This window comes from Streptomyces sp. NPDC127190 (genome assembly GCF_042672505.1).
Lineage (GTDB): Bacteria > Actinomycetota > Actinomycetes > Streptomycetales > Streptomycetaceae > Streptomyces.
In genome coordinates, this window is the sequence record NZ_JBHXVE010000010.1 from 226,470 (window position 1) to 248,959 (window position 22,490).

Consider the following 22,490-nt stretch of genomic DNA (forward strand, 5'->3'; position numbering starts at 1 on the left):
CCAGTCATGAGCAACTCCCGTCTGCGCACGTTCGGTTCGCGCGAGGTCGGCCCCGGCCGCCCCGTCTACATCTGCGGCGAGATCGGCATCAACCACAACGGTGAGCTGGAGAACGCCTTCAAGCTCATCGACGTGGCCGCCGAGGCCGGCTGCGACGCCGTCAAGTTCCAGAAGCGCACCCCGGAGATCTGCACCCCGCGCGACCAGTGGGACATCGAGCGCGACACCCCCTGGGGCCGGATGACCTACATCGACTACCGCCACCGGGTGGAGTTCGGCGAGGACGAGTACCGCCGGATCGACGCGTACTGCAAGGAGAAGGGCATCGACTGGTTCGCGTCCCCGTGGGACACCGAGGCGGTCGCCTTCCTGGAGAAGTTCGACCTGCCCGCCCACAAGGTCGCCTCCGCGTCCCTCACGGACGACGAGCTGCTGCGCGCCCTGCGCGACACCGGCCGTACGGTCATCCTCTCCACCGGCATGTCCACCCCGCGCCAGATCCGCCACGCGGTCGAGGTGCTGGGCAGCGACAACATCCTCATGTGCCACGCCACCTCCACCTACCCGGCCAAGGCCGAGGAGCTGAACCTCCGCGTGATCAACACGCTGGAGAAGGAGTACCCGAACGTCCCGATCGGCTACTCCGGCCACGAGACCGGCCTCCAGACCACCCTGGCCGCGGTCGCCCTCGGCGCCACCTTCGTGGAGCGCCACATCACCCTCGACCGCGCCATGTGGGGCTCCGACCAGGCCGCCTCCGTCGAGCCGCAGGGCCTGACCCGCCTGGTCCGCGACATCCGCACCATCGAGGCCTCCCTCGGCGACGGCGTCAAGAAGGTCTACGACTCCGAGCTGGGCCCGATGAAGAAGCTGCGCCGGGTCACCGGTGTCGTCGCCGAGGCGGAGATCGCGGCCGCGGCCGGCGAGCCGGTCGCGGTCTGAGCGTTCTGATTCCCTTACGACGGGACGGTCGTACGCCGATGAGCCCCCGCGCCGGTCACCCCGGCCACCCTCCCCGCACGCTCGCCTTCGTGGAGAGCCCCGTCCAGCTGCTGAACGTACTGGAGTGGGCGCACCTGCACGGTCTGCACGGCGCGGACCCGGACGGCACCGGCCCGGCCGCGCCGCTGCCGTGCGTGCCGACGCAGGTGCGGCGGACGGTGACCGGCGACTCGCCACGCACCGGCGCGGAACTCACGGTCGTCGTCCTGTCCCCGACCGACCCCATGACCCGGGGCCAGCTGCGCCGCATGGCCGACCTGGCCCGGGACGAGGGGTACCGGGTGCGCTGGGAGGAGGCGCGGGGCGGTACGACGGCCCCGTTCGCGACGATCGGCGGCCTGGCCGGTGCGCTGCGCCGCGCCGACCGCATCGTCATGGGGGACCCCTTCTCCCGCTATGTGCAGCTGCTGCTGACGATCACCCGCGCCCGCGACCTGGTGGTCGTGGACGACGGCACCGCGACGATGGAGTTCGTCGCCCAGCTCGCCCGCGGCGAACGCCTGGTGCGCTGGCACCGCAAGGGCGGCCGCCGCGGCCCCCGGGACCTGCTCTTCGCCCCGGTCTCCGCCTCGGCCCGGCGCCGCCTCACCCCGAGCGACCGGCACCGGGTGGAGGTCTTCTCCTCCATGCCGGTGACCCAGACGCCGGACGGTGTGACGGTCACGGCGAACGACTTCGCCTGGACCCGGGCCCGCTTCGGCCCGCCGCGCATCACCAAGGGCGCCGACATGGTCGGTACGTCGCTGGTGGAGACCGGTGTGGTGGACGGCGACCGCTACCTCGAAGCCGTCCGCCACCTGGCCAAAACCCACGGCGCCACCCGCTACTTCGCCCACCGGCGCGAGAACACCGGCAAACTCCACCGCCTCGCAGCCGAGACGGGCCTGGAGATAGTCCGCCCGGACCTGCCGCTGGAACTGATCGCCCGCAGGGGCCCCATCGGCCGTACGATCCTCAGCTTCCCCTCCACGGTCGTCCACACCCTCCCGCTGGCGCTGACCGGCACGGGGGTGCGGGTGGCGGTCTGCGACATCGACCCGAGCTGGCTCACCGACTCCGCGTCCCCCCGCGCCCAGGGCTTCCTCTCCGGCGTGACCGGCACCGCCCGCGACGTCCACCGGCTGACGGCGGTGACCCCGGCGTGACGGACGGCCCCCAGGGCCGCTCTTCCGGATGTGCGTGCCAGGGCCCGCGACGCCGGCACGATCCGGAAGAAGACCCTAGGGCGGGGTGGTGCCGCAGCCGGTCGGGCAGACCCAGAGCCGGAACGGCAGTCCGCGGTAGCGCACCTCGCCCAGCACCCGGCCGCTCGACCCCAGCGGGAGGCCGCAGTCGGCGCAGTCGATGCCCATCTGCTGGCGGGGCCGGAGCCGGGCGACGTCGGGCAGGAGCGGGGGCGCCGAGACAAGGGTGTTCACGCGCCGCCCCCGACCGTCCGGCCCCGGGCGGGCCGGACGGCGGCCGCCCGCACCGGCGTACGGAAACTGCTCATCGATGTGGAACCTCCAGCTGTGCCAGGCGGAAGCGGACCCCGGCTCGGCGGCGCCGCCGTGAGAACGGTCAGGGACGGTCGCCGGGCCACCCGAAGCGACGCGGGGGACCGGAGAGCGGATCATGGGCCGCAGGACCGCCGGCCCCCACCTCTCCCACCGGTCCCGCGAAGCCCCCCGGTGGCAGGTCGCCGCTCGGGTACAGCGTGCCCTCCTGGGGCGCCGCCGCTTCTTCCACGGCCGCCTTCTCGGAAGACTGGGACCGGTGCCGGGGGAAGGCCCGCCGGGGCGGTCTGGTCAGGGTGACCTGCCGTACCACCTGCTGGAAGCAGGCCAGCGAGGCGAGGCTCGGCAGCGCGGCGGCCACGGTGTCCACGATGTTCTTCGGTGCCTGCGCCACACACAGGGCCATGGCGATGGCGGAGAACACCAGCAGGACGGACCAGGAGTGCAAGGCCCGGCGCTGGTGCAGCGCCGCCCGGAGGATGGACAGCGACGCCACCAGCCAGGGGCCGAACACCAGCAGAGGCCACCAGGAGACCACGCCGCTCTCCGTCCGGGCCGCCGCCACTAAGCGCAGCGGGTCGTAGGCGATCAGGCCGCCGAAGATGCTCACTCCCGAAGCGATGACGGTCGCGGCGGCGGCGATGAGGTAGCTGGCGATCCGGATCCTGCCGGGACGCTGTCTCCGGCGGTCCTTGCGGTGGCCCCGCGGAGCCGCCTTCACGGGGGGCAGCTCCGCCGTGAGTTCCACCAGGGCCTCGCGGGGCGTCTTCGGCTCCGGAGCCATGGGGTGGTCCTCATAGCGCGGGCCCGGGACCCTGCCCTCCTGCTCCATGGTGTCCCGGAGCATGTAGGCCAGTTCTTCCGCGGGGTCCCAGCCCGAGTCCGGGGGGACCAGAGGGTGCGGGAAATCCTCGGTGGGCGACCGGTGCCGCCCCCTGCCGTGGTAGTAGTCGTCCGCATAGTCGGCGGGGAAATCCGGGTACGATCCCGTTGTCTCGTGCTGCATGGGCGATGTCATTCCGTCGGTGAAATACGGAACCAGGTGTCCGCGCCCGCCCAGCGCTGGGAGATGTCACTCTCCAGCGAGTTCATTCTCTCCATGAATTCCTGGAGGATCTCCTCGGTCGCCTCCAGTGTGACAGGGAGGCCGCCCCTCATCAGGACCCCTTTGGCGCTGTGCATTTCGGCGCGTGCCGGCAGGTAGGTATAAGAACCCAGCCGCACGGGACGCACCCTCAGAGCCTTCGTCATGCTGCAACTAACGGCACCAGGCGGCGATGGGTGTGCGGCAAAGGAGTGAAGAAAGTAGCCGGACAAACACCTTGTCCCGGTGTCGTTCGGCCCTATGCCCATCCTGTATGAGAAATGGAAAAGCAGGTGGTACATGACGATGGCGGGATCAGAAGAAAAGGTTTTTCAAAGTGTAGGGGCTGTTTCTCCCTGGTCGCAGCCCCTGGAGCGGATTGTTAGGATTTCCTGCCGTCGGAGCAGCCCGGTGCGTCACTCATGGCCCGCACCTCGCGCTGCAGCACTTCCCCCATGCGACGCCACCGCCGCAATTCCACGGTGTCGGTCTGCCGCATCCGGAACTGGTGGGGTCGTACGAAAATGGACCCCGCGGTACAGAAGGAAGTACATGTGATTACCGTCCAGACGAGCATGTTCCACATTTTTTCTTCTCCCGTGTGACGTGCGGATGGGGTCGCAGATTATCCGTGTCGAGATGTGGCATCTCACATACGCGCGATGCGGAATAATTCGTCACTCGAAGAGCGGACTAAAAGTAAATGAGGGGCGAGTTCCTCCGCAGCTTGATTTTTTTGCCCGCACCGTGGGGAGCATGGCTCGGTCGGCGGGGCTGCCGGCAAGGGGGAAACGGGGAGGATCACACTCATTCTCCTGGGACGAATGGGAGCAGTTGAAGGCGGACGCCGCGGACGGGGACGCCAAGTGGGCGCCGAAACTGCGGGCGTTGAAGGCCGACGGCGACCTGGTGGCGTCCGGCCGGGACTGGACCCGCCACCGTGCGGGACGAGGCCAACCGTCTCGTGCCGGCCGAGAGCCGGGCCGGCTACAGGACAAGCTGGACGCCTGGATGAAGAAGGAGGGGCCGGCCGGCCCCGGTCCGGCCGGCGGCCGCGCCTCCCCGCCCGCCGTCGGAGAGCGCGTCCGGGGGGTCCGGTGCGTGGACATGGCGCGCGTGATCGCGGCGTGACGTGGTATGCGTGGAAGGAGGAAACAAGTGTTTTACCCACCAGTGTCCGCCGCCATGCGTCCGCCGGTCAGATTTTATTCCCCTAACGGGCTGAACTTTTGTTGATCGAGGGGTACTTGACCGGCCGGGCGTCCTACCCTTCAGAGGGTGAAGCAATTGATGTCCCTAGAGTCCGAGGCCGGCCTCGCGGGGGATGTGCTCCCCGGGGTGCTGAGCGAGTCCCTGCACACCGAACTCGTCGCGTTCCGCCGCGACTTGCACATGCACCCCGAGCTGGGCAACCAGGAGTTCCGAACCACCGCCGCGATCAAGGAGCGGCTGGAGCAGGCCGGGCTGCGGCCCCGCGTCCTGTCCGCCGGAACCGGACTCGTGTGCGACATCGGACTCGCCGAGGGGGAGCGGTCGGCGGTGCCGCTGCTGGCGCTGCGGGCCGACATCGACGCCCTCCCCATCCCGGACACCAAGACCGACTGCCCGTACCGGTCGACCGTGCCGGACCGGGCGCACGCGTGCGGACACGACGTGCACACGACCGTGGTGCTCGGGGCCGGGCTGGTGCTGGCGGACCTGCACGCCAAGGGGCTGCTGCCCCGGCCGGTGCGGCTGGTCTTCCAGTCCGCCGAGGAGCTGATGCCCGGCGGTGCCCTCGACGCCATCGAGGACGGGGTGCTGTCCGGTGTCGGACGGATTCTCGCCGTGCACTGCGACCCCCGGGTGGACGCCGGGAAGATCGGGCTGCGGCACGGGGCCATCACCAGCGCCTGCGACCGGCTGGAGATCGCCCTCGACGGGCCCGGCGGGCACACCGCCCGGCCGCATCTGACCACCGACCTGGTGACCGCCGCCGCCCGGGTCGCCGTGGACGTGCCCGCGCTGATCGCCCGCCGGGTCGACACCCGGGCGGGGCTGGCGCTGACCTGGGGCCGGATCGAGTCCGGGCACGCGCCGAACGTGATCCCGCAGCACGCCGAGCTGTCCGGCACCGTGCGCTGCCTGGACCTGGAGGCCTGGCGGCAGGCCCCGGACATCGTGCACGCCGCCATCGACGAGGTCGCCACCCTGCACCGGGCCAAGACGGAGATCACCTATGTACGCGGGGTGCCGCCGGTGGTGAACGACAAGGACTCCACCGAGCTGCTGCGCCGCGCCATGGCCGCGCGGCGGGGGCGGGACTCCGTCGAGAGCACCGAGCAGAGTCTCGGCGGCGAGGACTTCTCCTGGTACCAGGAGCATGTGCCGGGTGCCATGGCCCGGCTCGGCGTCCGCCGGCCCGGCGAGCGCACGGTGCGCGATCTGCACCAGGGCGACTTCGACGCCGACGAGCACGCGATCGTGGTCGGCGTCGAGATGTTCACGGCGGCGGCCTGCCTGGACGCCAGGTCCCCCATGGAGGACTGAGCCGCAGCAGCGGCACCGGCAGAAGGCTGCCCGGCGCGATGCCGGACAGCCTTCTGTCGTATACAGGCCCTTGTTCCGGGCAGAGCCCTGCCGGGCAGGATCAGACCGGCTCGTCGGTCTCGATCTTCATCCGGAGGACGCCGACGCCGGAGTGTCCCGGGTCCGAGCTGCACGTCGCATGGGAGGTCTCGCCCTTGCGCGTGTTGACCCAGTTGCCCTCCATGTTGAAGGTGTGGCCGTTCGGGCCTACGCACACGGCCCAGACGCGGTGCACGCTGAAGCGGGTGTCGCCGCCGGTGCACTTGCCGTAGGCGGTGCCACCGTTCTTGGACGTCCAGGTGGTGCAGGTGGAGTCGGCGGAGGCGGGCGTGGCCGCCAGGACGACGAGCGCGGTGCTGGCGGTGAGACCCACGCCGACAGCGGCGGATACGGCCTTACGGAAATTCAAGAGTTCCCCCTTGGTCGATCCAGAAGATCTGGATGATCGGACGATCGGAAAGATCGACTTTGGTCAGAAGCCGAAGATCGCCGCGGTCAAGCTAGCCAAGCGGGAGGCGGCTTGCAAGGGTGTTCGATCAACCTGCCGGGCCGCCTCCCGGAGGCCGGGCAGGCGGAGCGAGAGGTTCCGCTGTCCGGCGCAACACACTCGTAAGCCATTCGTGCCCTGTGCGCGACGACGGCGTGAGAGATCGCAGACCCCGAGTTCAGGCAGTGTTTGCCTCGAATCGATAACGGCTTCGAGAGGGGTGTTTTTCTGACATCTACGCGCGTTACGATGCCGCGAAGCCGACGCCGATGGGGGCGTCTCGGCCCGAGCACTGGCATGGTGCTCACATCAAGCGCCGACAAGGCGCTCAGGTCAGGTGAAGGAGCCTTCCCGTGCGCCGGGTAGCCAAGCTTTCCGCTGCGTGTCTCGCCACCGCAGCCCTCGCACTGACTGCCACAGCCTGTGGCAGCACCTCGTCCGACAACAACGGCACCTCGCCGTCCTCCGGCGGAGGCAAGGGTGTCAAGATCGGTCTCGCCTACGACGTCGGCGGCCGTGGTGACCGGTCCTTCAACGACTCCGCCGCGCGCGGTGCGGACAAGGCCCAGAAGGAGTTCGGCGGCTCGATCAAGGAGCTGACCGCGAAGTCCTCGGACACCCCCGCGGACCGTGTGCAGCGCCTGACGGACCTGGCGGACGCCGGCTACAGCCCGATCATCGCCGTCGGTTACACCTACGCGCCCGCCGTCGAGCAGGTCGCGAAGAAGTACCCGAAGACCTCCTTCGGCCTGGTCGACGCCGTGGTCGGCGGCAGCAACGTCAACAGCATCACCTTCACCGAGGAGCAGGGCTCCTACCTCGCCGGTGTCGCGGCCGCGCTGAAGACGAAGAAGGACCACGTCGGCTTCATCGGCGGTGTCGACAGCCCGCTGATCAAGAAGTTCGAGGCGGGTTACGTCCAGGGTGTCCACGACACCAACAAGAAGATCAAGGTCGACACCCAGTACCTGTCGCACGGCTCGGACACCTCCGGCTTCTCCAGCCCCGACAAGGGCAAGGAGGCCGCGCAGGGCATGCTGGACGGCGGCGCCGACGTGATCTACACGGCGGCCGGCTCCTCCGGCAACGGCGCGATCGAGGCCGTGCACGGCGTCAAGGGCGCCTGGGCCATCGGCGTGGACTCGGACCAGTACAACATCCCGGGTCTGGCGCAGTACAAGAGCTCGATCCTGACCTCCATGGTCAAGAACGTCGACGTCGGCGTCTACGACTTCATCAAGTCCGTCCACGACGGCAAGCCGCTGTCCGGCAACAACGTCTACTCGCTGGCCAAGGGCGGCGTCTCGCTGGCCGCCAGCGGTGGCTTCATCGCGGACATCCAGCCCAAGCTGGACGCCGCGAAGAAGGACATCGTCGACGGCAAGATCAAGGTCAAGACCACCCCGTGATCTGACGGTCCGGGGGTCCCGGACCCGCCCGCGGCCCCAGCGCCCGGGCGGTCCGAGGACCCGTCGGATCAGGTCCGTCCAGCGGACCTCGGCTCGGCGCGGGGGAGCCTTCGGGACCCCCTCGCCGAGCCATAACAATGTGTCAACTCTACGCGTGTAGCACGGAGTTGCCGCGCTAGCGTCGCCGACGCCCAGCCCTCCCCTACGCAGCCCCTTTCCCCGAGGAGAGTGCGCCATCAACGCGTCCAGCCCTCCCGCTGCCGTCGAACTGCGCGGCATCACCAAGCGTTTCCCCGGCGTCGTCGCCAACCGCGACATCGACATCACGGTCCGCACGGGCACCGTCCACGCCCTGTGCGGTGAGAACGGCGCCGGCAAGTCGACCCTGATGAAGATCCTCTACGGCATGCAGCAGCCGGACGAGGGCACCATCACGGTCAACGGCGAGCAGGTCGTCCTGCACAACCCCGGCGACGCCATCGCCCGCGGCATCGGCATGGTGCACCAGCACTTCATGCTCGCCGACAACCTCACCGTCCTCGAGAACGTCGTCCTCGGCGCGGAGAAGCTGTACGGCATCGGCGGCAAGGCCCGCGCGAAGATCAAGGAGATCTCCGACGCGTACGGCCTGAACGTCCGCCCCGACGTCCTCGTGGAGGAACTGGGCGTCGCCGACCGCCAGCGCGTGGAGATCCTCAAGGTCCTCTACCGCGGCGCCAAGATCCTCATCCTGGACGAGCCGACCGCGGTGCTGGTGCCGCAGGAGGTCGACGCGCTCTTCGCCAACCTGCGCGAGCTGAAGGCCGAGGGCCTCACCGTCATCTTCATCTCGCACAAGCTGGGCGAAGTGCTCTCGGTCGCCGACGACATCACCGTCATCCGGCGCGGCACCACGGTGGGCACGGCCGTACCGTCCGCCACCACCCCCAAGCAGCTCGCCGAGCTGATGGTCGGCAGCGAGCTGCCCACCCCGGAGACCGAGGAGTCCACCGTCACGGACGTCCCGATGCTGGACGTCACCGGGCTGCACCTCACGCAGACGGGGCTCGACGGCATCGAGCGGATCATCCTCGACGAGATCACCTTCACCATCCACAAGGGCGAGGTGCTGGGCATCGCCGGTGTGGAGGGCAACGGCCAGTCCGAACTGGTCGAGGCGATCATGGGCATGCGCCACCCGGACACCGGCGTCGTCACCCTCGACGGCACCAACATCTCGCACATCGACACCCGCGCCCGCCGCGTGGCCGGTATCGGCTACATCCCCGAGGACCGCCACCGGCACGGCCTGCTGCTCGAGGCGCCGCTGTGGGAGAACCGCATCCTCGGCCACGTCAGCGAGAAGCCCAACTCGCGCGGCGGCCTGCTGGACATCAAGGCGGCCCGCGCCGACACCGAGCGGATCGTGCAGGCGTACGACGTCCGCACCCCCGGTATCGACGTGACCGCGGGCTCGCTGTCCGGCGGCAACCAGCAGAAGCTGATCGTCGGCCGGGAGATGAGCCACAACCCCAAGCTGCTCATCGCCGCCCACCCCACCCGTGGTGTGGACGTCGGCGCCCAGGCGGCCATCTGGGACTACATCCGCGAGGCCCGTCGCGAGGGCCTGGCGGTGCTGCTGATCTCCGCCGACCTGGACGAGCTGATCGGCCTCTCCGACACCCTGCGGGTGATGTACCGCGGCCGCCTGGTCGCCGACGCCGACCCCGCCACCATCACCCCCGAAGAGCTGGGCTCCGCCATGACGGGTGCGGCCTCCGGCCACCTGGAGCACACAGAGGACGACGAGCGATGAACAAGCTGACCTCACGGATCGACAAGGAGCGGCTGCTCCTCGGCATCGCGGCCCCGGTGCTCGCGGTCGTCGCCGCGCTGGTCATCACCGCCCTGGTGATCCTCGCGACCGGCAAGAACCCGGGCCCCGCCTTCAACGACATGGTGACCTACGGCTTCGCCAGCGACAGCCAGGTCTACATCCTCAACAAGGCGACGACGTACTACCTCGCGGGTGTCTCGGTGGCCATCGGCTTCCGGATGAACCTGTTCAACATCGGCGTCGACGGCCAGTACCGGATCGCCGCGTTCTTCGCCGCCGTGCTCGGCGGCGCGCTGACCCTGCCCGGCTGGATCGCCATCCCGCTGATCATCATCTGCGCCATGGCGACCGGCGCCCTGTGGGCGGCCATCGCCGGTGTCCTCAAGGTCACCCGGGGCGTCAGCGAGGTCATCTCCACGATCATGCTGAACGCGATCGCCACCGCGGTCATCGGCTATCTGCTCCAGCCCGGCAAGCTGGCCCGGCTGGAGGAGGGCGGCACGGTCGTCTCCACCAAGCCGCTGCCGACGTCCTCGTACTTCTTCAGCATCAACACCGGTCCGGCCGGTGAGCTGTGGGGCTTCATCTTCCTCGCCGTCATCGTCGGTGTCGCCTACTGGTTCGTGCTCGGCCGCACCCGGTTCGGCTTCGACCTGCGCACGGTCGGCCAGTCCGAGAGCGCCGCCTCCGCGAGCGGTGTGTCGGTGAAGAAGATGGTCCTCACCAGCATGCTCATCTCGGGTGCGGTGGCCGGTCTGATCGGCATGCCGACCCTGCTCAACGACAGTCACGCCTTCAGCAACGACTTCCCCGCCGGCATCGGCTTCACCGGCATCGCCATCGCCCTGCTCGGCCGCAACAACCCGGTCGGCATCGCGCTCGGCGCCCTGCTCTGGGGCTTCCTGGAGCGCACCACGAACCACCTGGAGTTCCAGGGCTACGACAAGGAGATCCTCGGCGTCATCCAGGGCGTCATCGTCCTCTGCGTCGTGATCGCCTACGAGGTCGTACGACGCTACGGCCTCAAGCGCCAGCAGCAGAAGGTCGGCGCGGAACTCGCCGCCATGGCCGCCGCCACGACGAAGAATCAGGAGGTGGCGTGATGACTGCCACGATGACCGACGCGCCGCCGCCCGCGGCGCCCAAGGCGGGCAACGCCCCCCAGCGCTCCGGCCGCTCGCTCGGCCAGCTCCTCATGATCATCGCCGGTGCCCTGCTGCTCGTCGCCGCCGTCCGTATGATCACCGGCTCCGACCAGCTCGACTCCGCCGGACAGGTCAGTGCCGCCGTCGGCCTCGCGGTGCCGATCGGTCTCGCCGGTCTCGCCGGTCTGTGGTCCGAGCGGTCCGGCGTGGTCAACATCGGCCTCGAGGGCATGATGATCCTCGGCACCTTCGGCGCCGGCTGGATCGGCTGGCAGACCAACCCCTGGCTGGGCCTGCTCTGCGGTGTCGCCTTCGGTGTCCTCGGCGGTCTGGTGCACGCCGTCGTCACCATCACCTTCGGCGTCGACCACATCGTCTCCGGTGTCGCGATCAACCTGCTCGCGCTCGGCATCACCCAGTACCTCGCCAAGGTCTTCTTCACCACCGGCAAGGCGGCCGACGCGGGCGGCAACCCCAAGCAGTCCCCGCCGGTCGACTCGCTGCCGCAGGTCACGGTGCCCGGCCTCTCCGACGCCCTGGCCTCGGTGGAGAAGCACCACTGGTTCCTGGTCTCCGACCTCGCCGGCATCCTCGGCGGCCTGGTCACCAACCTGTCCGTGATCACGATCCTGGCCGTGGTGCTGTTCGTCGCCAGCTGGTGGCTGCTGTGGCGCACCCCGTTCGGACTGCGGCTGCGCTCCTGCGGTGAGAACCCGATCGCCGCGGAGTCGCTCGGCGTCAACGTCTACACGTACAAGTACGCGGCCGTGGCCGTCTCCGGCGGTCTCGCCGGCCTCGGCGGTGCCTTCCTGGCCCTGGTCACCTCGCACACCTACCTGGAGGGCCAGACCGGCGGCCGCGGCTACATCGGCCTCGCGGCGATGATCTTCGGTAACTGGCGTCCCGGCGGCGTCGCGATGGGCGCCGGGCTGTTCGGCTACTCCGACGCGCTCCAGCTGCGCAACGGCGGCACCACCGTGCACGCCCTGCTGCTCCTGCTGGTCGTCCTGCTCGTGGCCCTGGGCGCCTGGAAGCTGTACCAGAAGGCCGTGCTCCAGGGCCTGATCAGCCTCGGCTGGGCCGGCATGGTCCTGGTCTGGTACCTGCTCACCGACGAGGTCCCGAGCGACTTCGTCGGCGCCACCCCGTACGTCGTCACCCTGCTCGTGCTGTCGCTGTCGGCGCAGCGCCTGCGGATGCCGAAGGCGGACGGCATGCGGTACCGGAAGGGCCAGGGCAAGTGACGGGCGCCGACGCCGGGTTCGACTGGGAGGCGCTGCGGGAGGTGGCGCGCGAGGCGATGTCCCACGCGTACGCCCCCTACTCCGGCTTCCCGGTCGGCGTGGCGGCCCGGGTCGACGACGGGCGCACGGTCACCGGCTGCAACGTGGAGAACGCCTCCTACGGCCTCGGCCTGTGCGCCGAGTGCGGCCTGGTCTCCGACCTCCAGCGCACCGGCGGCGGCCGCCTGACGCACTTCACCTGCGTGGACGGCACCGGCGGCCTGCTGGTCCCGTGCGGCCGCTGCCGCCAGCTCCTCTACGAGTTCGGCGGCCCGGAGCTGCTCCTGGACACCCCGGCGGGGATCCTCCCGCTGGCCGAGATGCTGCCCCAGGCCTTCGGCCCGGAGCATCTCACCTCGTAATGCCGTACGGCCCCCCTGCCCCGCTCGCAGGGGGGCCGCACACTTCGCACCTCCCGGAAGGAACGACACCCGCCATGGCCATGGACGCCATCTCCGTCATCCGCACCAAGCGGGACCGCGGCGAGCTGACCGACGAGCAGATCGACTGGGTCATCGACGCCTACACCCGCGGCGAGGTCGCCGACGAGCAGATGTCCGCGCTCGCCATGGCGATCCTGCTCAACGGCATGAACCGCCGTGAGATCGCCCGCTGGACCGCGGCCATGATCGCCTCCGGCGAGCGCATGGACTTCTCCTCGCTGTCCCGCCCGACGGCCGACAAGCACTCCACCGGCGGCGTCGGCGACAAGATCACGCTGCCCCTGGCGCCGCTCGTGGCCGCCTGCGGCGCCGCGGTCCCGCAGCTGTCCGGCCGCGGCCTCGGCCACACCGGCGGCACCCTGGACAAGCTGGAGTCCGTCCCGGGCTGGCGTGCCCTGCTCTCCAACGAGGAGATGCTGCACGTCCTGGACACCACGGGCGCCGTGATCTGCGCGGCCGGCGACGGCCTGGCCCCGGCGGACAAGAAGCTGTACGCGCTCCGCGACGTCACCGGCACGGTCGAGGCGATCCCGCTGATCGCCTCCTCCATCATGTCCAAGAAGATCGCCGAGGGCACCGGCTCGCTGGTCCTGGACGTGAAGGTCGGCACCGGCGCCTTCATGAAGACCCTGGAGGACGCCCGCGAGCTGGCGACCACCATGGTGGGCCTGGGCACCGACCACGGCGTGAAGACCGTGGCCCTGCTGACCGACATGTCCACCCCGCTCGGCCTCACCGCGGGCAACGCCCTGGAGGTCCGCGAGTCGGTCGAGGTCCTGGCGGGCGGCGGCCCCAAGGACGTGGTCGAGCTGACGATCGCGCTGGCCCGCGAGATGCTCGACGCCGCCGGGGTGAAGGACGCCGACCCGGCGAAGGCGCTGGCCGACGGTACGGCGATGGACGTGTGGCGCCGGATGATCGCGGCCCAGGGCGGCGACCCGGACGCCCCGCTGCCCACCTCCCGCGAGCAGCACGTGATCAAGGCCCCGTCGAGCGGTGTCCTCACCCGCCTCGACGCCTACGACATCGGCATCGCCGCCTGGCGCCTCGGCGCCGGCCGCGCCCGCAAGGAGGACCCGGTGCAGGCGGGAGCGGGCGTCGAGATGCACGCCAAGCCCGGCGACACGGTGACCGAGGGCCAGCCCCTGCTCACCCTGCACACCGACACCCCGGAGCGCTTCGACTACGCCCTGAACGCCATCGAGGGCTCCTACGACATCGCCGCCCCGGGCACCGCCTTCACCCCGTCCCCGGTGGTGCTGGAACGCATCGCCTGACCAGGGGATCTCCCCTTCCGGGTGAACGGGACCGGCGGACCACGCCGGTCCCGTTCGGCATGCTGGGATCGGTGACGCACCGAAGGAGACCGCCATGAGCGCACTCACCGTGAGCCAGGACCCCGACCAGAACCGGGACGACCTCGTCCGGTACTGGGAGGAGATGGAATGGCCCGAGGGCAGCAAGGTGGAGATCATCGAGGGGATCATCACCGTGTCACCCCCTCCCGCAGTCCGCCACAACGTGATCGCGGCCCGCATCCAGCGTCGCCTCTACTCCGTGATCCCCGAGGACTGGGGTATTTATCAGACGCAGGCCATCGCCGTGCCGTCGCGGCTCGGCATGTTCATCCCGGACCTGTTGGTGGCCCCCGTTCAGGAGTGCGCCGAGTCGGACTCCCACATCCCAGGCGCCGTCGCCGAACTGGTCGTCGAGGTGACTTCCAGGACCAACGCGCGGCACGACCGGGTGAGCAAGCCCGCCGCGTACGCCACCACAGGTATTCCGCTCTCCCTCCTCGTCGACCGTTGGGCCCCCGGTGGCCCCACCGCGACCCTCTACGGGGAGCCGAAGGGCGAGGTGTACCGGGTCCTCAGCGCCGTCACGTTCGGTGATCCCATCACGCTCCCGGCGCCCTTCGACCTGACGATCGACACCGGCGAGTTCCCCGTGGACTGACCTGCCGCCCCGCACACCGGGGAGACCGGCTCCCGGCGATGAGTTCCGCGCGCTCCGCCGGTCTACCGCATGTGGAGGACGAGACCCCTGCCGTGCTGGTGCTGCGCGGCCCCCTGGCCCGGGAGGCGGTGGCACCGCTGTGTGCCGAGGTGCGGGGGCTGCTGGAGGGGCGCGGGGGAGGGGTGGTCGTGATCGACGTGGGGGCGCTCGGGCCGCCGGGGCTGGGGGCCGTGGAGCTGCTGGCGCGGCTGGAGCTGACCGCCCGCCGGGCCGGCGGGCGGATCCGGCTGCGCGACCCCGACGCCGCGCTGGCCGCGCTACTCGAACTGACCGGACTCCGCTTCCAGACGGAGCGGGAGGCCGAACAGCGGGAACCATCGCTGGGCGTCGAGGAAGCAGTGGAATCCGGTGATCCGGCCGGCTGAGATCTCCAGGACCTGCACCGCCCAGGGGCTGAACCCGCCCTGCTCCGGATCCGGCTTGTAGTGCGCGAAGCCCGGCAGGCCGTTCGCCTGGACCGGCAGCAGCCGGGACCCGGCGCAGGCGGAGCCGAGCGTGGTCATGAAGCCGGTGATGTCGGCCGGGCCGCGCAGCCACAGGTCGAACGGCGGCATCGTCATGACGGCGTCCTCGTGCAGCAGCGCTGTCAGCGCCGTCATGTCGTACCCCTCGAAGGCCTGCACATAGCGGTCCAGGAGCTTTCGCTGCTCCTCGTCCAGCGGGTCGGACACCGCCGCGTCGGCGCCCGCCTCCGCGCGCTCGGCGAGCGTGGCCCGGGCCCGCTGCAAGGCGCTGTTGACGGAGGCGACCGTGGTGCCCAGCAGCTCGGCGACCTCGCTCGCCCGCCAGGCCAGCACCTCGCGCAGGATCAGCACCGCCCGCTGCTTGGGCGGCAGTTGCTGGAGCGCGGCCATGAACGCCAGCCGGACGGACTCCTTGGCGACCGCGGCCTCCGCCGGGTCCGTCACCGACGGCAGCACCCGGGCGTCCGGCATCGGCTCCAGCCAGGTGTGGTCCGGGCGGGGCGACAGGGCCGCCTGCGCGAGCGGGGTCGCATCGGTGAGGTCCATCGGGCGGGCCCGCTTGCTCCCGGCCGCCAGCATGTCCAGGCACACGTTCGTCGCGATCCGGTACAGCCAGGAGCGGAGGCTGGAGCGGCCCTCGAACGACCCGTAGCTCCGCCAGGCCCGGACCAGGGTGTCCTGCACCGCGTCCTCGGCCTCGAAGGACGAACCGAGCATCCGGTAGCAGTACCCGGTCAGTTCGGTCCGGTGCTTCTCCAGTGCGACCTCGAGATCCGCCGTCGCCGTGCCGTTGCCCATCGTCCACCCACCCCTGTGGCCGTAACCGTCACGCGTCCTCGCGCCCCAGCACTTCGGAAGCTACCGCACCCCACTGACAACGGCCGCCCGAGCCGGAAAAAGTCCAGCTCGGACGGCTTGTGTACGAATCTGACCGAATGGGTCGGGCAACGGCCCACCGGTGTCAGTGCGCCGGAACCGGCTCCCGCCGCTCCGCCACCCGGGCCGCCCGCGAACCGGCGACGGTGATCGCGACCACCCCGACGACCGCCAGCAGCCCCACCGCGACCGTGCCGCTCCAGCCGTCCGCGCGGAAGGCCAGCGCACCGACCGTGCTGCCGGCGCTGGAGCCGATGTAGTACATCGACTGGTACAGGGCGGAGGCCTGGGCGCGGCCGTGCGTGGCCGTCCTGCTGACCGCCGAGGAGGCGACCGCGTGCCCCGCGAAGAAGCCCGCCGTGATCAGCACCAGGCCCAGCAGGACCAGCGGCAGCGCCGGGGCCAGCGACAGCAGCAGACCGGCCGTCGTCGTACCGCCCGCCAGGTACAGCGCGCCCCGGCGGCCCAGCCGGCCCACCAGCCGGCCCGCCACGGACGCGGACACCGTGCCCACCAGGTAGACCAGGAAGATCGATCCCGCGATGCCCTGCGGCAGCCCGAACGGCGCCTCCGTCAGCCGGTAGCCGATCACCGTGTAGACGCCGCCGAACACCGTCATGAACAGCGCGCCGATCGCGTACAGCCGGCGCAGCAGCGGGTTCGCCAGGTGGTCGCGGACCGTGCCGAGCAGCACCCGGGGCCGCAGCGAGCCGGCCGTGAAGTGGCGCGGCGCCGGCAGCAGCAGCCGGAAGGCGACGGCGCAGCCGACCGCGATCACGCCGATCACCCCGACCGCGACCCGCCAGCCCCACTCCTGGGCCACCCAGCCGGTGATCACCCGGCCGCTCATGCCGCCCACGCTGTTGCCCGCGACGAACAGCCCGATCGCCGTGATCAGCGCCTTGGGCCGGACCTCCTCGGCCAGATACGCCTGCGCCGAGGCCGGCAGCCCGGCCAGCGCGGCGCCCTGCACCGCCCGCAGCACCACCAGCGCGCCGAGCGACGGCGCGAAGGGCACCAGCAGGCCGACCGTCACCGCGACCGCCAGCGACGCGGTCATCACCGTACGGCGGCCGAACCGCTCCGACAGGGCGCTCATGGGCAGCACGAACAGGGCCAGCCCGCCGGTCGCGGCGGCCACCGTCCAGCTCGCCTCGCTCGCCGCGACCCCGAACTCCCCGGAGATCAGCGGCAGCAGCGCCTGGGTGGAGTAGAGGAGGGCGAAGGTCGCGACACCGGCGAGGAAGAGGGCGAGGCTCATCCGGCGGTAGCCGGGGCCGCCCGGGGTCATGCGGGAATCGGCGGCGACTTCGCGGGAGGGTACGGACGATACGGCGCCCACGGTGGTGGACGCCCCGGTACTGGCGGGAGACATGCTTCGACCGTAGGCACGCACCGCTCATCCGTCCAATGCATGAAACGGCCATAATCGTTCCCATGGTGCATCAGCAAAGGTCACAGGGGCGCCTGTCACCATTCGGTGACAGAGAAGACATGAACGAGATGTCGAGGCTGCTCGCGCCGCGCCTCGCCTACTTCGCCGGGGTGGCCCGCACCGAGCACGTCACCCGCGCCGCCCTGGAGATGGACGTACCCCAGTCCACCCTGTCCCGGGCGATGGCCCGGCTGGAGCAGGACCTCGGCGTCGACCTGTTCGCCCGGCACGGCCGCACCGTCTCCCTGACCACGGCCGGCCGCACCTTCCTCGCCTCCGTCGAACGCGCCCTCGCCGAGATCGAGCGGGCCGCCGAGGAGGTCCGCGCCGACGCCGACCCGGCCACCGGCAAGGTCGCCTTCGGCTTTCTGCACACCATGGGCGCCGAGACGGTACCGGGCCTGCTGCACGCCTTCCGCGCCGACCACCCGCGCGTCCGCTTCAGCCTGGTGCAGAACCACGGCGAGGCCATGCTGGAGCGGCTGCGCGCCGGTGAACTGGACCTCTGTCTGACCTCCCCGGTCCCGGACGCCCCCGACCTGGTCGCCCGCCGGCTGGACGAGCAGAAGCTCCGCCTTGTCGTCCCCGCCGAGCACCGCCTGGCCGGCCGCCGCCGCATCCGCCTGGCCGAGGCCGCCGACGAAACCTTCGTCACCCTGGAACCCGGCTACGGCATGCGCCGGATCACCGACGACCTGTGCCAGGAGGCCGGTTTCCGGCCCCGGATCGCCTTCGAGGGCGAGGAGGCGGAAACCCTGCGCGGCCTGGTCGCGGCGGGCCTGGGGGTGGCCCTGCTGCCCCCGCCCACCGTCCCCCGGCCGGGGGTGGTGGAACTGACCGTCACCGCCCCGAGGGCGGCCCGCGAGATCGGCGTCGCCTGGCTGGCCGACCGCCCGGACACTCCGCCGGTGGCCGCCTTCAAGAAGTTCCTGCTGTCGCGCAGGGGCAGCCTGCTGCCCTGAGCGGCCGGCCGGGGCGCGCGGGACTCACGGCCGCAGCGACCTCCCGAACCCCACGGCCAACGGCATCCGGAGCCCGATGGGCGGCGGAGCCGCGAGCGCGTCCTCCACCGGCCGGGACAGCACCTCCCCGAACAGCGCCGCCCGCATGAAGTCCACGGCCAGCCAGGCCACTTCGTCCCGGTGCCCGCGCATGCGATGCCCGTCGGAGTGCACCTCGAACCGGCACACCTCCCGGTTCACCTTCTTCGCCCGCGCCGCGTACCGGAACGACAGCTCGGGGTCGGTCCGCTCGTCGTTCGTGCCGTGCACGATCAGTACCCGCCGCCCCACCAGCTGCTTCACCGGCTCGGGGGGCGCGGCGACATCGTCCTCGGGCAGCCAGGGGGCAAGCGCCACCACCGAGTTGACGGCCTCGTGGCCGCCGGCCCGCAGCGCCGCCCGTCCCCCCATGTCCACCCCGACCAGGCAGACGGGAACGTCCCCGTAGCGCCGTACGATCTCGTCGGCGGCCCACTCGGCGTCGGCGGCCGGCTGTGCCGCGCTGCCGTTCCAGCCCCGGCAGCGGTAGTGGACGGTGTGCACGGCGAGTCCTTCGGCCCGCCCCGCGCGAGCGAGCCGCCGGCCCAGGGAGCGCAGCGCGACCGCCGCCCGCACGGCGGACGGCCTGCGGTCGGAGACCTCCTCGCCGCCGGGGAGCAGCAGCACCGCTCCGCTCACCGCCGTCGGCTGCGGGCCGACTGCCTTCCCCAGCCTGGCCGTTCGGACCGGCGTCGCTTGCTGTCCCATGACAGAACAGTGTCAGAAGGCGCGGTGTACGAAACCCGTACGTGCGGTCACCGTTGCGTATCGACGGAAAAAGAAGCGGTGGCGTCGAAAGAGCCGCCTTCTACGCGCGTAGGCGTTACAGTGCGGAAATGACGAGCCAGACTGCACCGAAAGGGACCGTCCCGACGCCGGACCAGATCCGCCGGGCGCCCAAGGTTCTGCTGCACGATCATCTCGACGGCGGGCTCCGTCCGGGCACCGTCGTCGCCCTCGCCCAGGAGACCGGGTACCGGGATCTTCCCGAGACCGACCCCGACAAGCTGGGCATCTGGTTCCGCGAGGCCGCCGACTCCGGTTCGCTGGAACGGTATCTGGAGACCTTCCGGCACACCGTCGGCGTGATGCAGACCCGTGCGGCACTGGTCCGGGTCGCCCGGGAGTGCGCCGAGGACCTCGCCGAGGACGGGGTCGTCTACGCCGAGGTGCGGTACGCGCCCGAGCAGCACCTCGGTGGCGGACTGACCCTGGAGGAGGTGGTCGAGGCGGTCAACGAGGGCTTCCGGCAGGGCGAGCGGCTCGCCCGGGAGAACGGCCACCGGATCCGCGTCGGCGCCCTGCTCACCGCCATGCGGCACGCGGCCCGCTCCCTGGAGATCGCCGAACTCGCCAACCGCCACCGGGACTCCGGAGTGGCCGGATTCGACATCGCCGGTGCCGAGGCCGGATATCCGCCCACCCGGCACCTGGACGCCTTCGAGTACCTCAAGCGCGAGAACAACCACTTCACCATCCACGCCGGCGAGGCCTTCGGGCTGCCGTCCATCTGGCAGGCGCTCCAGTGGTGCGGCGCGGACCGGCTCGGACACGGGGTGCGGATCATCGACGACATCGAGGTCCGCGAGGACGGCACGGTACGGCTCGGCCGGCTGGCCGCCTACGTCCGGGACAAGCGGATCCCGCTCGAACTGTGCCCCAGCTCCAACCTCCAGACCGGGGCCGCGCCCTCGTACGCCGAGCACCCGATCGGGCTGCTGCGCCGGCTGCACTTCCGGGCCACCGTGAACACCGACAACCGGCTGATGTCGCACACCAGTATGAGCCGGGAATTCGAGCATCTCGTCGAGGTGTTCGGTTACACGCTCGACGACCTCCAGTGGTTCTCCGTCAATGCGATGAAATCAGCGTTCATTCCTTTCGATGAACGACTCGCGATGATCAATGACGTCATCAAGCCCGGATATGCCGAGCTGAAATCCGAATGGCTGTTCCAGCAGACGGCCGCGACCAGCGACTTTGCCGATTCCTCGGGGGAGTAGCGGGCCGGACTCCGACCCGGAATGCGGACGCGCTTTCACATGGCGTCCGCATTTCGGTGTTTGCGGTGGGCGGGTGTGCGTGTTTACGGTCGTGGACCGCTCAGATCGTTTGTGATCTCCCGTCCCCTGTTTCCCCTATTCAAGGAACGCATTCACCATGAAGCAGTCTGCTGCCAAGACCCTGGGTGTCGCCGCCCTCGGTGCCGCCTTCGCCGCCGTCGGCGCGGGCGCGGCCAACGCCGCCCCGGCCACCCCCGACGCCACCCAGGCCCTGGACAGTGTCACCAAGACGCTGCCGGCCGAGAACGTCGGCAAGGCGCTGCCGGGTGCCACCCAGGCGCTCGCCCAGGGGCAGGGTGCGCTGAGCGCCGGTGTGGCCGCCGCTCAGCCGGTCGTCGAGCAGGTGCTCGCCGGCGGCCCGACCGCCCCGGTCGGCAAGCTGCTCGGCGGTCTGCCGGTGGGCAAGACGGGCCTGCCCACGCACGGCCTGCCGGTGAACGGGATCCCGCTCGGCTGACCGGCCGCCGCCGGCTTCCGCACGACGCCGCTGGGGCGCTCCGGAGCTGTCCGGGAGCGCCCCAGCGGCGTTCGTGTGCGCGGGCGGCTCACCAGGCGGCGGTGACGGTCTTGTCCTCGGCGGGCAGCAGGATCCACAGCGCTATGTAGACCAGGAACTGGGGGCCGGGCAGCAGGCAGGACAGCAGGAAGATCACCCGCATGGTCGTCGCCGACGTGCCGAAGCGGCGGGCCAGGGCGGCGCACACGCCGCCGATCATGCGGCCGTGGGTGGGGCGGGCAAGGGCGGTCATGGCTGCTCCTCCGTGGTGATCCGTGGGTGGCGGTGTCGCTCAACTGCCTTCCACGGTACGGAGACGAAGCGGACGAAGCATCGCTCTACGGGGCGATCCCGACCCTGGGAATCGTCGGGGTGCGACCCTGAGACAGCTCCTCCTGGACGGTGACCGGCTCGCTGCCCTCGCGTTCCGCGCCCGCCCGCGCGTCCCGGCGCCGCAGCCGGGCCCGGGCCGCCGGGACCACGGCCAGATGGGCCAGGATCGCTCCGGTCGTGTTGAGCAGCAGCGAGTCGACGTCCACGACCCGGCCCGGCACGCCGGTCTGGAGCAGGGCGATGCCGACGGAGACCAGGGTGCTCGCGGCGGCCGTGCGCAGCAGGGAGGCGACCGGCGAGACGCCGAGGCGGCCGTGCGCCATGGGCAGCAGCACCCCGAGCGGTGCGAGCAGGGCGAGACCCTCGCCGAGGGGCTTGGCCGCGCCCGGCCAGCCGAGCGCGAGGTCGGCCCGGATGCCGGCCAGGGGGTGCAGGTTGGGCGGCAGCACCCAGGGCACGTCCAGGGGGCGCAGCATCAGCCAGGCGACGAGGGTGAGGTGTGCGACGAGGAGGATGCTTCCCGTCGCACGGATGCGGATCGCGGCGGTGCCGCCGATGGAGCCTTGACGCTGCACGATCCCCAAGACGCCACCCCGGGCGCGAACGGTTCCGCATCGGAGCGTTTCCGTCCGGGCACCCTGGGCTGTGACCGGCCGGCCGCCGGTTTCGCTTTCCTCGCACCGCACGACCGGCGGGGTGCGTCTCCCCGCCACCCGGAGGACACGCACCCCCGTGCCCGGGGTCAGTGCCCCAGCACCTTCAGCACCTGCCCCACCACCGGCACCCCGCCCAGCGACTGGGCCTCGGCCAGCGGCGCCGTCAGCATCTGGGAGCCCACCGGCTTGAAGTCGGCCAGCTGGGTGCCCACGCCGTTGTCCAGGGGGTCGACGCCGGTGCCCGCCAGCGGGTTGGGCTTGAGGCCGGCGACGGGTCCGGTGACATAGCCGACCGTGCCGGTGAGGACCGTGAGGCCCGCCTGCGGGTCGATGCGGCCGAGCGAGGTCGGCCGCCAGGGCACCTCCACGAGCGAGGGG

25 protein-coding genes are annotated in these 22,490 nt (G+C 70.9%); 15 read left to right on the top strand and 10 right to left on the bottom strand.

All coding sequences use genetic code 11. The features are described from left to right. Window positions 1-6 precede the first annotated feature (6 nt). Complete coding sequence (locus ACFVIU_RS18185) at window positions 7-942, top strand: N-acetylneuraminate synthase family protein (RefSeq protein ID WP_385843525.1); 936 nt, start codon at window positions 7-9, stop codon at window positions 940-942. 38 nt (window positions 943-980) lie between these two features. Further along, entirely contained in the window at window positions 981-2,147 is a 1,167-nt protein-coding gene (locus tag ACFVIU_RS18190; protein WP_385843527.1) for a hypothetical protein, read from the top strand. A gap of 75 nt (window positions 2,148-2,222) precedes the next feature. On the opposite strand, the gene ACFVIU_RS18195 is transcribed toward ACFVIU_RS18190, so the two are convergent. The 3 genes from ACFVIU_RS18195 to ACFVIU_RS18205 form a co-directional block, all read right to left on the bottom strand. Continuing rightward, complete coding sequence (locus ACFVIU_RS18195) at window positions 2,223-2,420, bottom strand: hypothetical protein (protein WP_385843529.1); 198 nt, start codon at window positions 2,418-2,420, stop codon at window positions 2,223-2,225. 142 nt (window positions 2,421-2,562) lie between these two features. After that, the gene (locus ACFVIU_RS18200; RefSeq protein WP_385843530.1) at window positions 2,563-3,504 is read right to left on the bottom strand and encodes a DUF2637 domain-containing protein; all 942 of its coding nucleotides are present in this window, start codon (window positions 3,502-3,504) and stop codon (window positions 2,563-2,565) included. 8 nt (window positions 3,505-3,512) lie between these two features. Then, window positions 3,513-3,656, bottom strand: coding sequence for a hypothetical protein (locus ACFVIU_RS18205; protein WP_385843531.1), 144 nt, complete (start codon window positions 3,654-3,656; stop codon window positions 3,513-3,515). Window positions 3,657-4,416: 760 nt separating this feature from the next. On the opposite strand from ACFVIU_RS18205, the gene ACFVIU_RS18210 reads away from it, so the two are divergent. Both ACFVIU_RS18210 and ACFVIU_RS18215 read left to right on the top strand, forming a co-directional pair. Then, a complete protein-coding gene (locus tag ACFVIU_RS18210; protein ID WP_385843532.1) occupies window positions 4,417-4,713 on the top strand; it encodes a hypothetical protein in 297 nt (98 codons plus the stop codon). Between the two features lie 159 nt (window positions 4,714-4,872). Next, entirely contained in the window at window positions 4,873-6,111 is a 1,239-nt protein-coding gene (locus tag ACFVIU_RS18215) for an amidohydrolase (protein WP_385843534.1), read from the top strand. 100 nt (window positions 6,112-6,211) lie between these two features. On the opposite strand, the gene ACFVIU_RS18220 is transcribed toward ACFVIU_RS18215, so the two are convergent. Beyond that, window positions 6,212-6,523 carry a hypothetical protein gene (locus ACFVIU_RS18220; RefSeq protein WP_385843535.1) on the bottom strand — a complete coding sequence of 104 codons (312 nt, stop codon included), beginning with the start codon at window positions 6,521-6,523 and terminating at the stop codon, window positions 6,212-6,214. A 467-nt stretch (window positions 6,524-6,990) separates the two neighbouring features. Between ACFVIU_RS18220 and ACFVIU_RS18225 the strand changes: the two genes are divergently transcribed. The 8 genes from ACFVIU_RS18225 to ACFVIU_RS18260 all read left to right on the top strand — a co-directional run bounded on the left by ACFVIU_RS18225 (window position 6,991) and on the right by ACFVIU_RS18260 (window position 15,114). Beyond that, window positions 6,991-8,046 carry a BMP family protein gene (locus ACFVIU_RS18225; RefSeq protein WP_385843537.1) on the top strand — a complete coding sequence of 352 codons (1,056 nt, stop codon included), beginning with the start codon at window positions 6,991-6,993 and terminating at the stop codon, window positions 8,044-8,046. A gap of 268 nt (window positions 8,047-8,314) precedes the next feature. Further along, window positions 8,315-9,841, top strand: coding sequence for an ABC transporter ATP-binding protein (locus ACFVIU_RS18230; protein WP_385843573.1), 1,527 nt, complete (start codon window positions 8,315-8,317; stop codon window positions 9,839-9,841). Then, window positions 9,838-10,965 (top strand): ABC transporter permease, encoded by a 1,128-nt coding sequence (locus ACFVIU_RS18235; RefSeq protein ID WP_385843538.1) that lies wholly within the window; start codon window positions 9,838-9,840, stop codon window positions 10,963-10,965. Before ACFVIU_RS18230 ends, ACFVIU_RS18235 begins: the two co-directional genes overlap by 4 nt. Next, window positions 10,965-12,251 (top strand): ABC transporter permease, encoded by a 1,287-nt coding sequence (locus tag ACFVIU_RS18240; RefSeq protein ID WP_385843539.1) that lies wholly within the window; start codon window positions 10,965-10,967, stop codon window positions 12,249-12,251. Before ACFVIU_RS18235 ends, ACFVIU_RS18240 begins: the two co-directional genes overlap by 1 nt. Further along, a complete protein-coding gene (locus tag ACFVIU_RS18245; protein ID WP_385843540.1) occupies window positions 12,248-12,652 on the top strand; it encodes a cytidine deaminase in 405 nt (134 codons plus the stop codon). The genes ACFVIU_RS18240 and ACFVIU_RS18245 overlap by 4 nt, the downstream gene beginning before the upstream one ends. A gap of 80 nt (window positions 12,653-12,732) precedes the next feature. Beyond that, entirely contained in the window at window positions 12,733-14,010 is a 1,278-nt protein-coding gene (locus ACFVIU_RS18250; protein ID WP_385843574.1) for a thymidine phosphorylase, read from the top strand. Between the two features lie 94 nt (window positions 14,011-14,104). Further along, window positions 14,105-14,689, top strand: a complete 585-nt coding sequence (locus ACFVIU_RS18255; protein ID WP_385843542.1) for a Uma2 family endonuclease — start codon at window positions 14,105-14,107, stop codon at window positions 14,687-14,689. Between the two features lie 38 nt (window positions 14,690-14,727). Then, window positions 14,728-15,114, top strand: coding sequence for an STAS domain-containing protein (locus ACFVIU_RS18260; RefSeq protein ID WP_385843543.1), 387 nt, complete (start codon window positions 14,728-14,730; stop codon window positions 15,112-15,114). Here ACFVIU_RS18260 and ACFVIU_RS18265 read toward each other — a convergent pair. Both ACFVIU_RS18265 and ACFVIU_RS18270 read right to left on the bottom strand, forming a co-directional pair. Then, entirely contained in the window at window positions 15,007-16,011 is a 1,005-nt protein-coding gene (locus ACFVIU_RS18265) for a sigma-70 family RNA polymerase sigma factor (protein ID WP_385843544.1), read from the bottom strand. The two genes, ACFVIU_RS18260 and ACFVIU_RS18265, sit on opposite strands and share 108 nt — an antisense overlap. 163 nt (window positions 16,012-16,174) lie before the next feature. Continuing rightward, window positions 16,175-17,464: an MFS transporter gene (locus tag ACFVIU_RS18270; RefSeq protein WP_385843545.1), complete on the bottom strand. Its 1,290-nt coding sequence runs from the start codon at window positions 17,462-17,464 to the stop codon at window positions 16,175-16,177. Window positions 17,465-17,526: 62 nt separating this feature from the next. Between ACFVIU_RS18270 and ACFVIU_RS18275 the strand changes: the two genes are divergently transcribed. After that, complete coding sequence (locus ACFVIU_RS18275) at window positions 17,527-18,486, top strand: LysR substrate-binding domain-containing protein (RefSeq protein ID WP_385843546.1); 960 nt, start codon at window positions 17,527-17,529, stop codon at window positions 18,484-18,486. Window positions 18,487-18,510: 24 nt separating this feature from the next. On the opposite strand, the gene ACFVIU_RS18280 is transcribed toward ACFVIU_RS18275, so the two are convergent. Then, window positions 18,511-19,272, bottom strand: coding sequence for an alpha/beta hydrolase (locus ACFVIU_RS18280; RefSeq protein ID WP_385843547.1), 762 nt, complete (start codon window positions 19,270-19,272; stop codon window positions 18,511-18,513). 128 nt (window positions 19,273-19,400) lie between these two features. Between ACFVIU_RS18280 and ACFVIU_RS18285 the strand changes: the two genes are divergently transcribed. Both ACFVIU_RS18285 and ACFVIU_RS18290 read left to right on the top strand, forming a co-directional pair. Further along, a complete protein-coding gene (locus ACFVIU_RS18285) occupies window positions 19,401-20,567 on the top strand; it encodes an adenosine deaminase (RefSeq protein ID WP_385843548.1) in 1,167 nt (388 codons plus the stop codon). Window positions 20,568-20,724: 157 nt separating this feature from the next. Further along, window positions 20,725-21,084 carry an ATP-binding protein gene (locus ACFVIU_RS18290; RefSeq protein WP_385843549.1) on the top strand — a complete coding sequence of 120 codons (360 nt, stop codon included), beginning with the start codon at window positions 20,725-20,727 and terminating at the stop codon, window positions 21,082-21,084. A gap of 88 nt (window positions 21,085-21,172) precedes the next feature. Here the strand turns inward: ACFVIU_RS18290 and ACFVIU_RS18295 are convergent, their stop codons facing one another. The 3 genes from ACFVIU_RS18295 to ACFVIU_RS18305 form a co-directional block, all read right to left on the bottom strand. Next, a complete protein-coding gene (locus tag ACFVIU_RS18295) occupies window positions 21,173-21,376 on the bottom strand; it encodes a PspC domain-containing protein (RefSeq protein ID WP_385843551.1) in 204 nt (67 codons plus the stop codon). 85 nt (window positions 21,377-21,461) lie between these two features. Continuing rightward, a complete protein-coding gene (locus ACFVIU_RS18300) occupies window positions 21,462-22,031 on the bottom strand; it encodes a VanZ family protein (protein ID WP_385843552.1) in 570 nt (189 codons plus the stop codon). A gap of 167 nt (window positions 22,032-22,198) precedes the next feature. Then, on the bottom strand, window positions 22,199-22,490 hold a 292-nt coding region (locus ACFVIU_RS18305; RefSeq protein WP_385843553.1), incomplete at its 5' end, for a hypothetical protein.

Coding starts and splice junctions, on each gene's coding strand:
- ACFVIU_RS18185 (WP_385843525.1), top strand. CDS start 7: ATGAGCAACTCCCGTCTGCGCACGTTCGGTTCGCGCGAGGTCGGCCCC.
- ACFVIU_RS18190 (WP_385843527.1), top strand. CDS start 981: ATGAGCCCCCGCGCCGGTCACCCCGGCCACCCTCCCCGCACGCTCGCC.
- ACFVIU_RS18200 (WP_385843530.1), bottom strand. CDS start 3,504: ATGCAGCACGAGACAACGGGATCGTACCCGGATTTCCCCGCCGACTAT.
- ACFVIU_RS18205 (WP_385843531.1), bottom strand. CDS start 3,656: ATGAGGGGCGGCCTCCCTGTCACACTGGAGGCGACCGAGGAGATCCTC.
- ACFVIU_RS18215 (WP_385843534.1), top strand. CDS start 4,873: ATGTCCCTAGAGTCCGAGGCCGGCCTCGCGGGGGATGTGCTCCCCGGG.
- ACFVIU_RS18235 (WP_385843538.1), top strand. CDS start 9,838: ATGAACAAGCTGACCTCACGGATCGACAAGGAGCGGCTGCTCCTCGGC.
- ACFVIU_RS18240 (WP_385843539.1), top strand. CDS start 10,965: ATGACTGCCACGATGACCGACGCGCCGCCGCCCGCGGCGCCCAAGGCG.
- ACFVIU_RS18250 (WP_385843574.1), top strand. CDS start 12,733: ATGGACGCCATCTCCGTCATCCGCACCAAGCGGGACCGCGGCGAGCTG.
- ACFVIU_RS18255 (WP_385843542.1), top strand. CDS start 14,105: ATGAGCGCACTCACCGTGAGCCAGGACCCCGACCAGAACCGGGACGAC.
- ACFVIU_RS18260 (WP_385843543.1), top strand. CDS start 14,728: ATGAGTTCCGCGCGCTCCGCCGGTCTACCGCATGTGGAGGACGAGACC.
- ACFVIU_RS18265 (WP_385843544.1), bottom strand. CDS start 16,011: ATGGGCAACGGCACGGCGACGGCGGATCTCGAGGTCGCACTGGAGAAG.
- ACFVIU_RS18270 (WP_385843545.1), bottom strand. CDS start 17,464: ATGTCTCCCGCCAGTACCGGGGCGTCCACCACCGTGGGCGCCGTATCG.
- ACFVIU_RS18275 (WP_385843546.1), top strand. CDS start 17,527: ATGGTGCATCAGCAAAGGTCACAGGGGCGCCTGTCACCATTCGGTGAC.
- ACFVIU_RS18280 (WP_385843547.1), bottom strand. CDS start 19,272: ATGGGACAGCAAGCGACGCCGGTCCGAACGGCCAGGCTGGGGAAGGCA.
- ACFVIU_RS18285 (WP_385843548.1), top strand. CDS start 19,401: ATGACGAGCCAGACTGCACCGAAAGGGACCGTCCCGACGCCGGACCAG.
- ACFVIU_RS18290 (WP_385843549.1), top strand. CDS start 20,725: ATGAAGCAGTCTGCTGCCAAGACCCTGGGTGTCGCCGCCCTCGGTGCC.
- ACFVIU_RS18295 (WP_385843551.1), bottom strand. CDS start 21,376: ATGACCGCCCTTGCCCGCCCCACCCACGGCCGCATGATCGGCGGCGTG.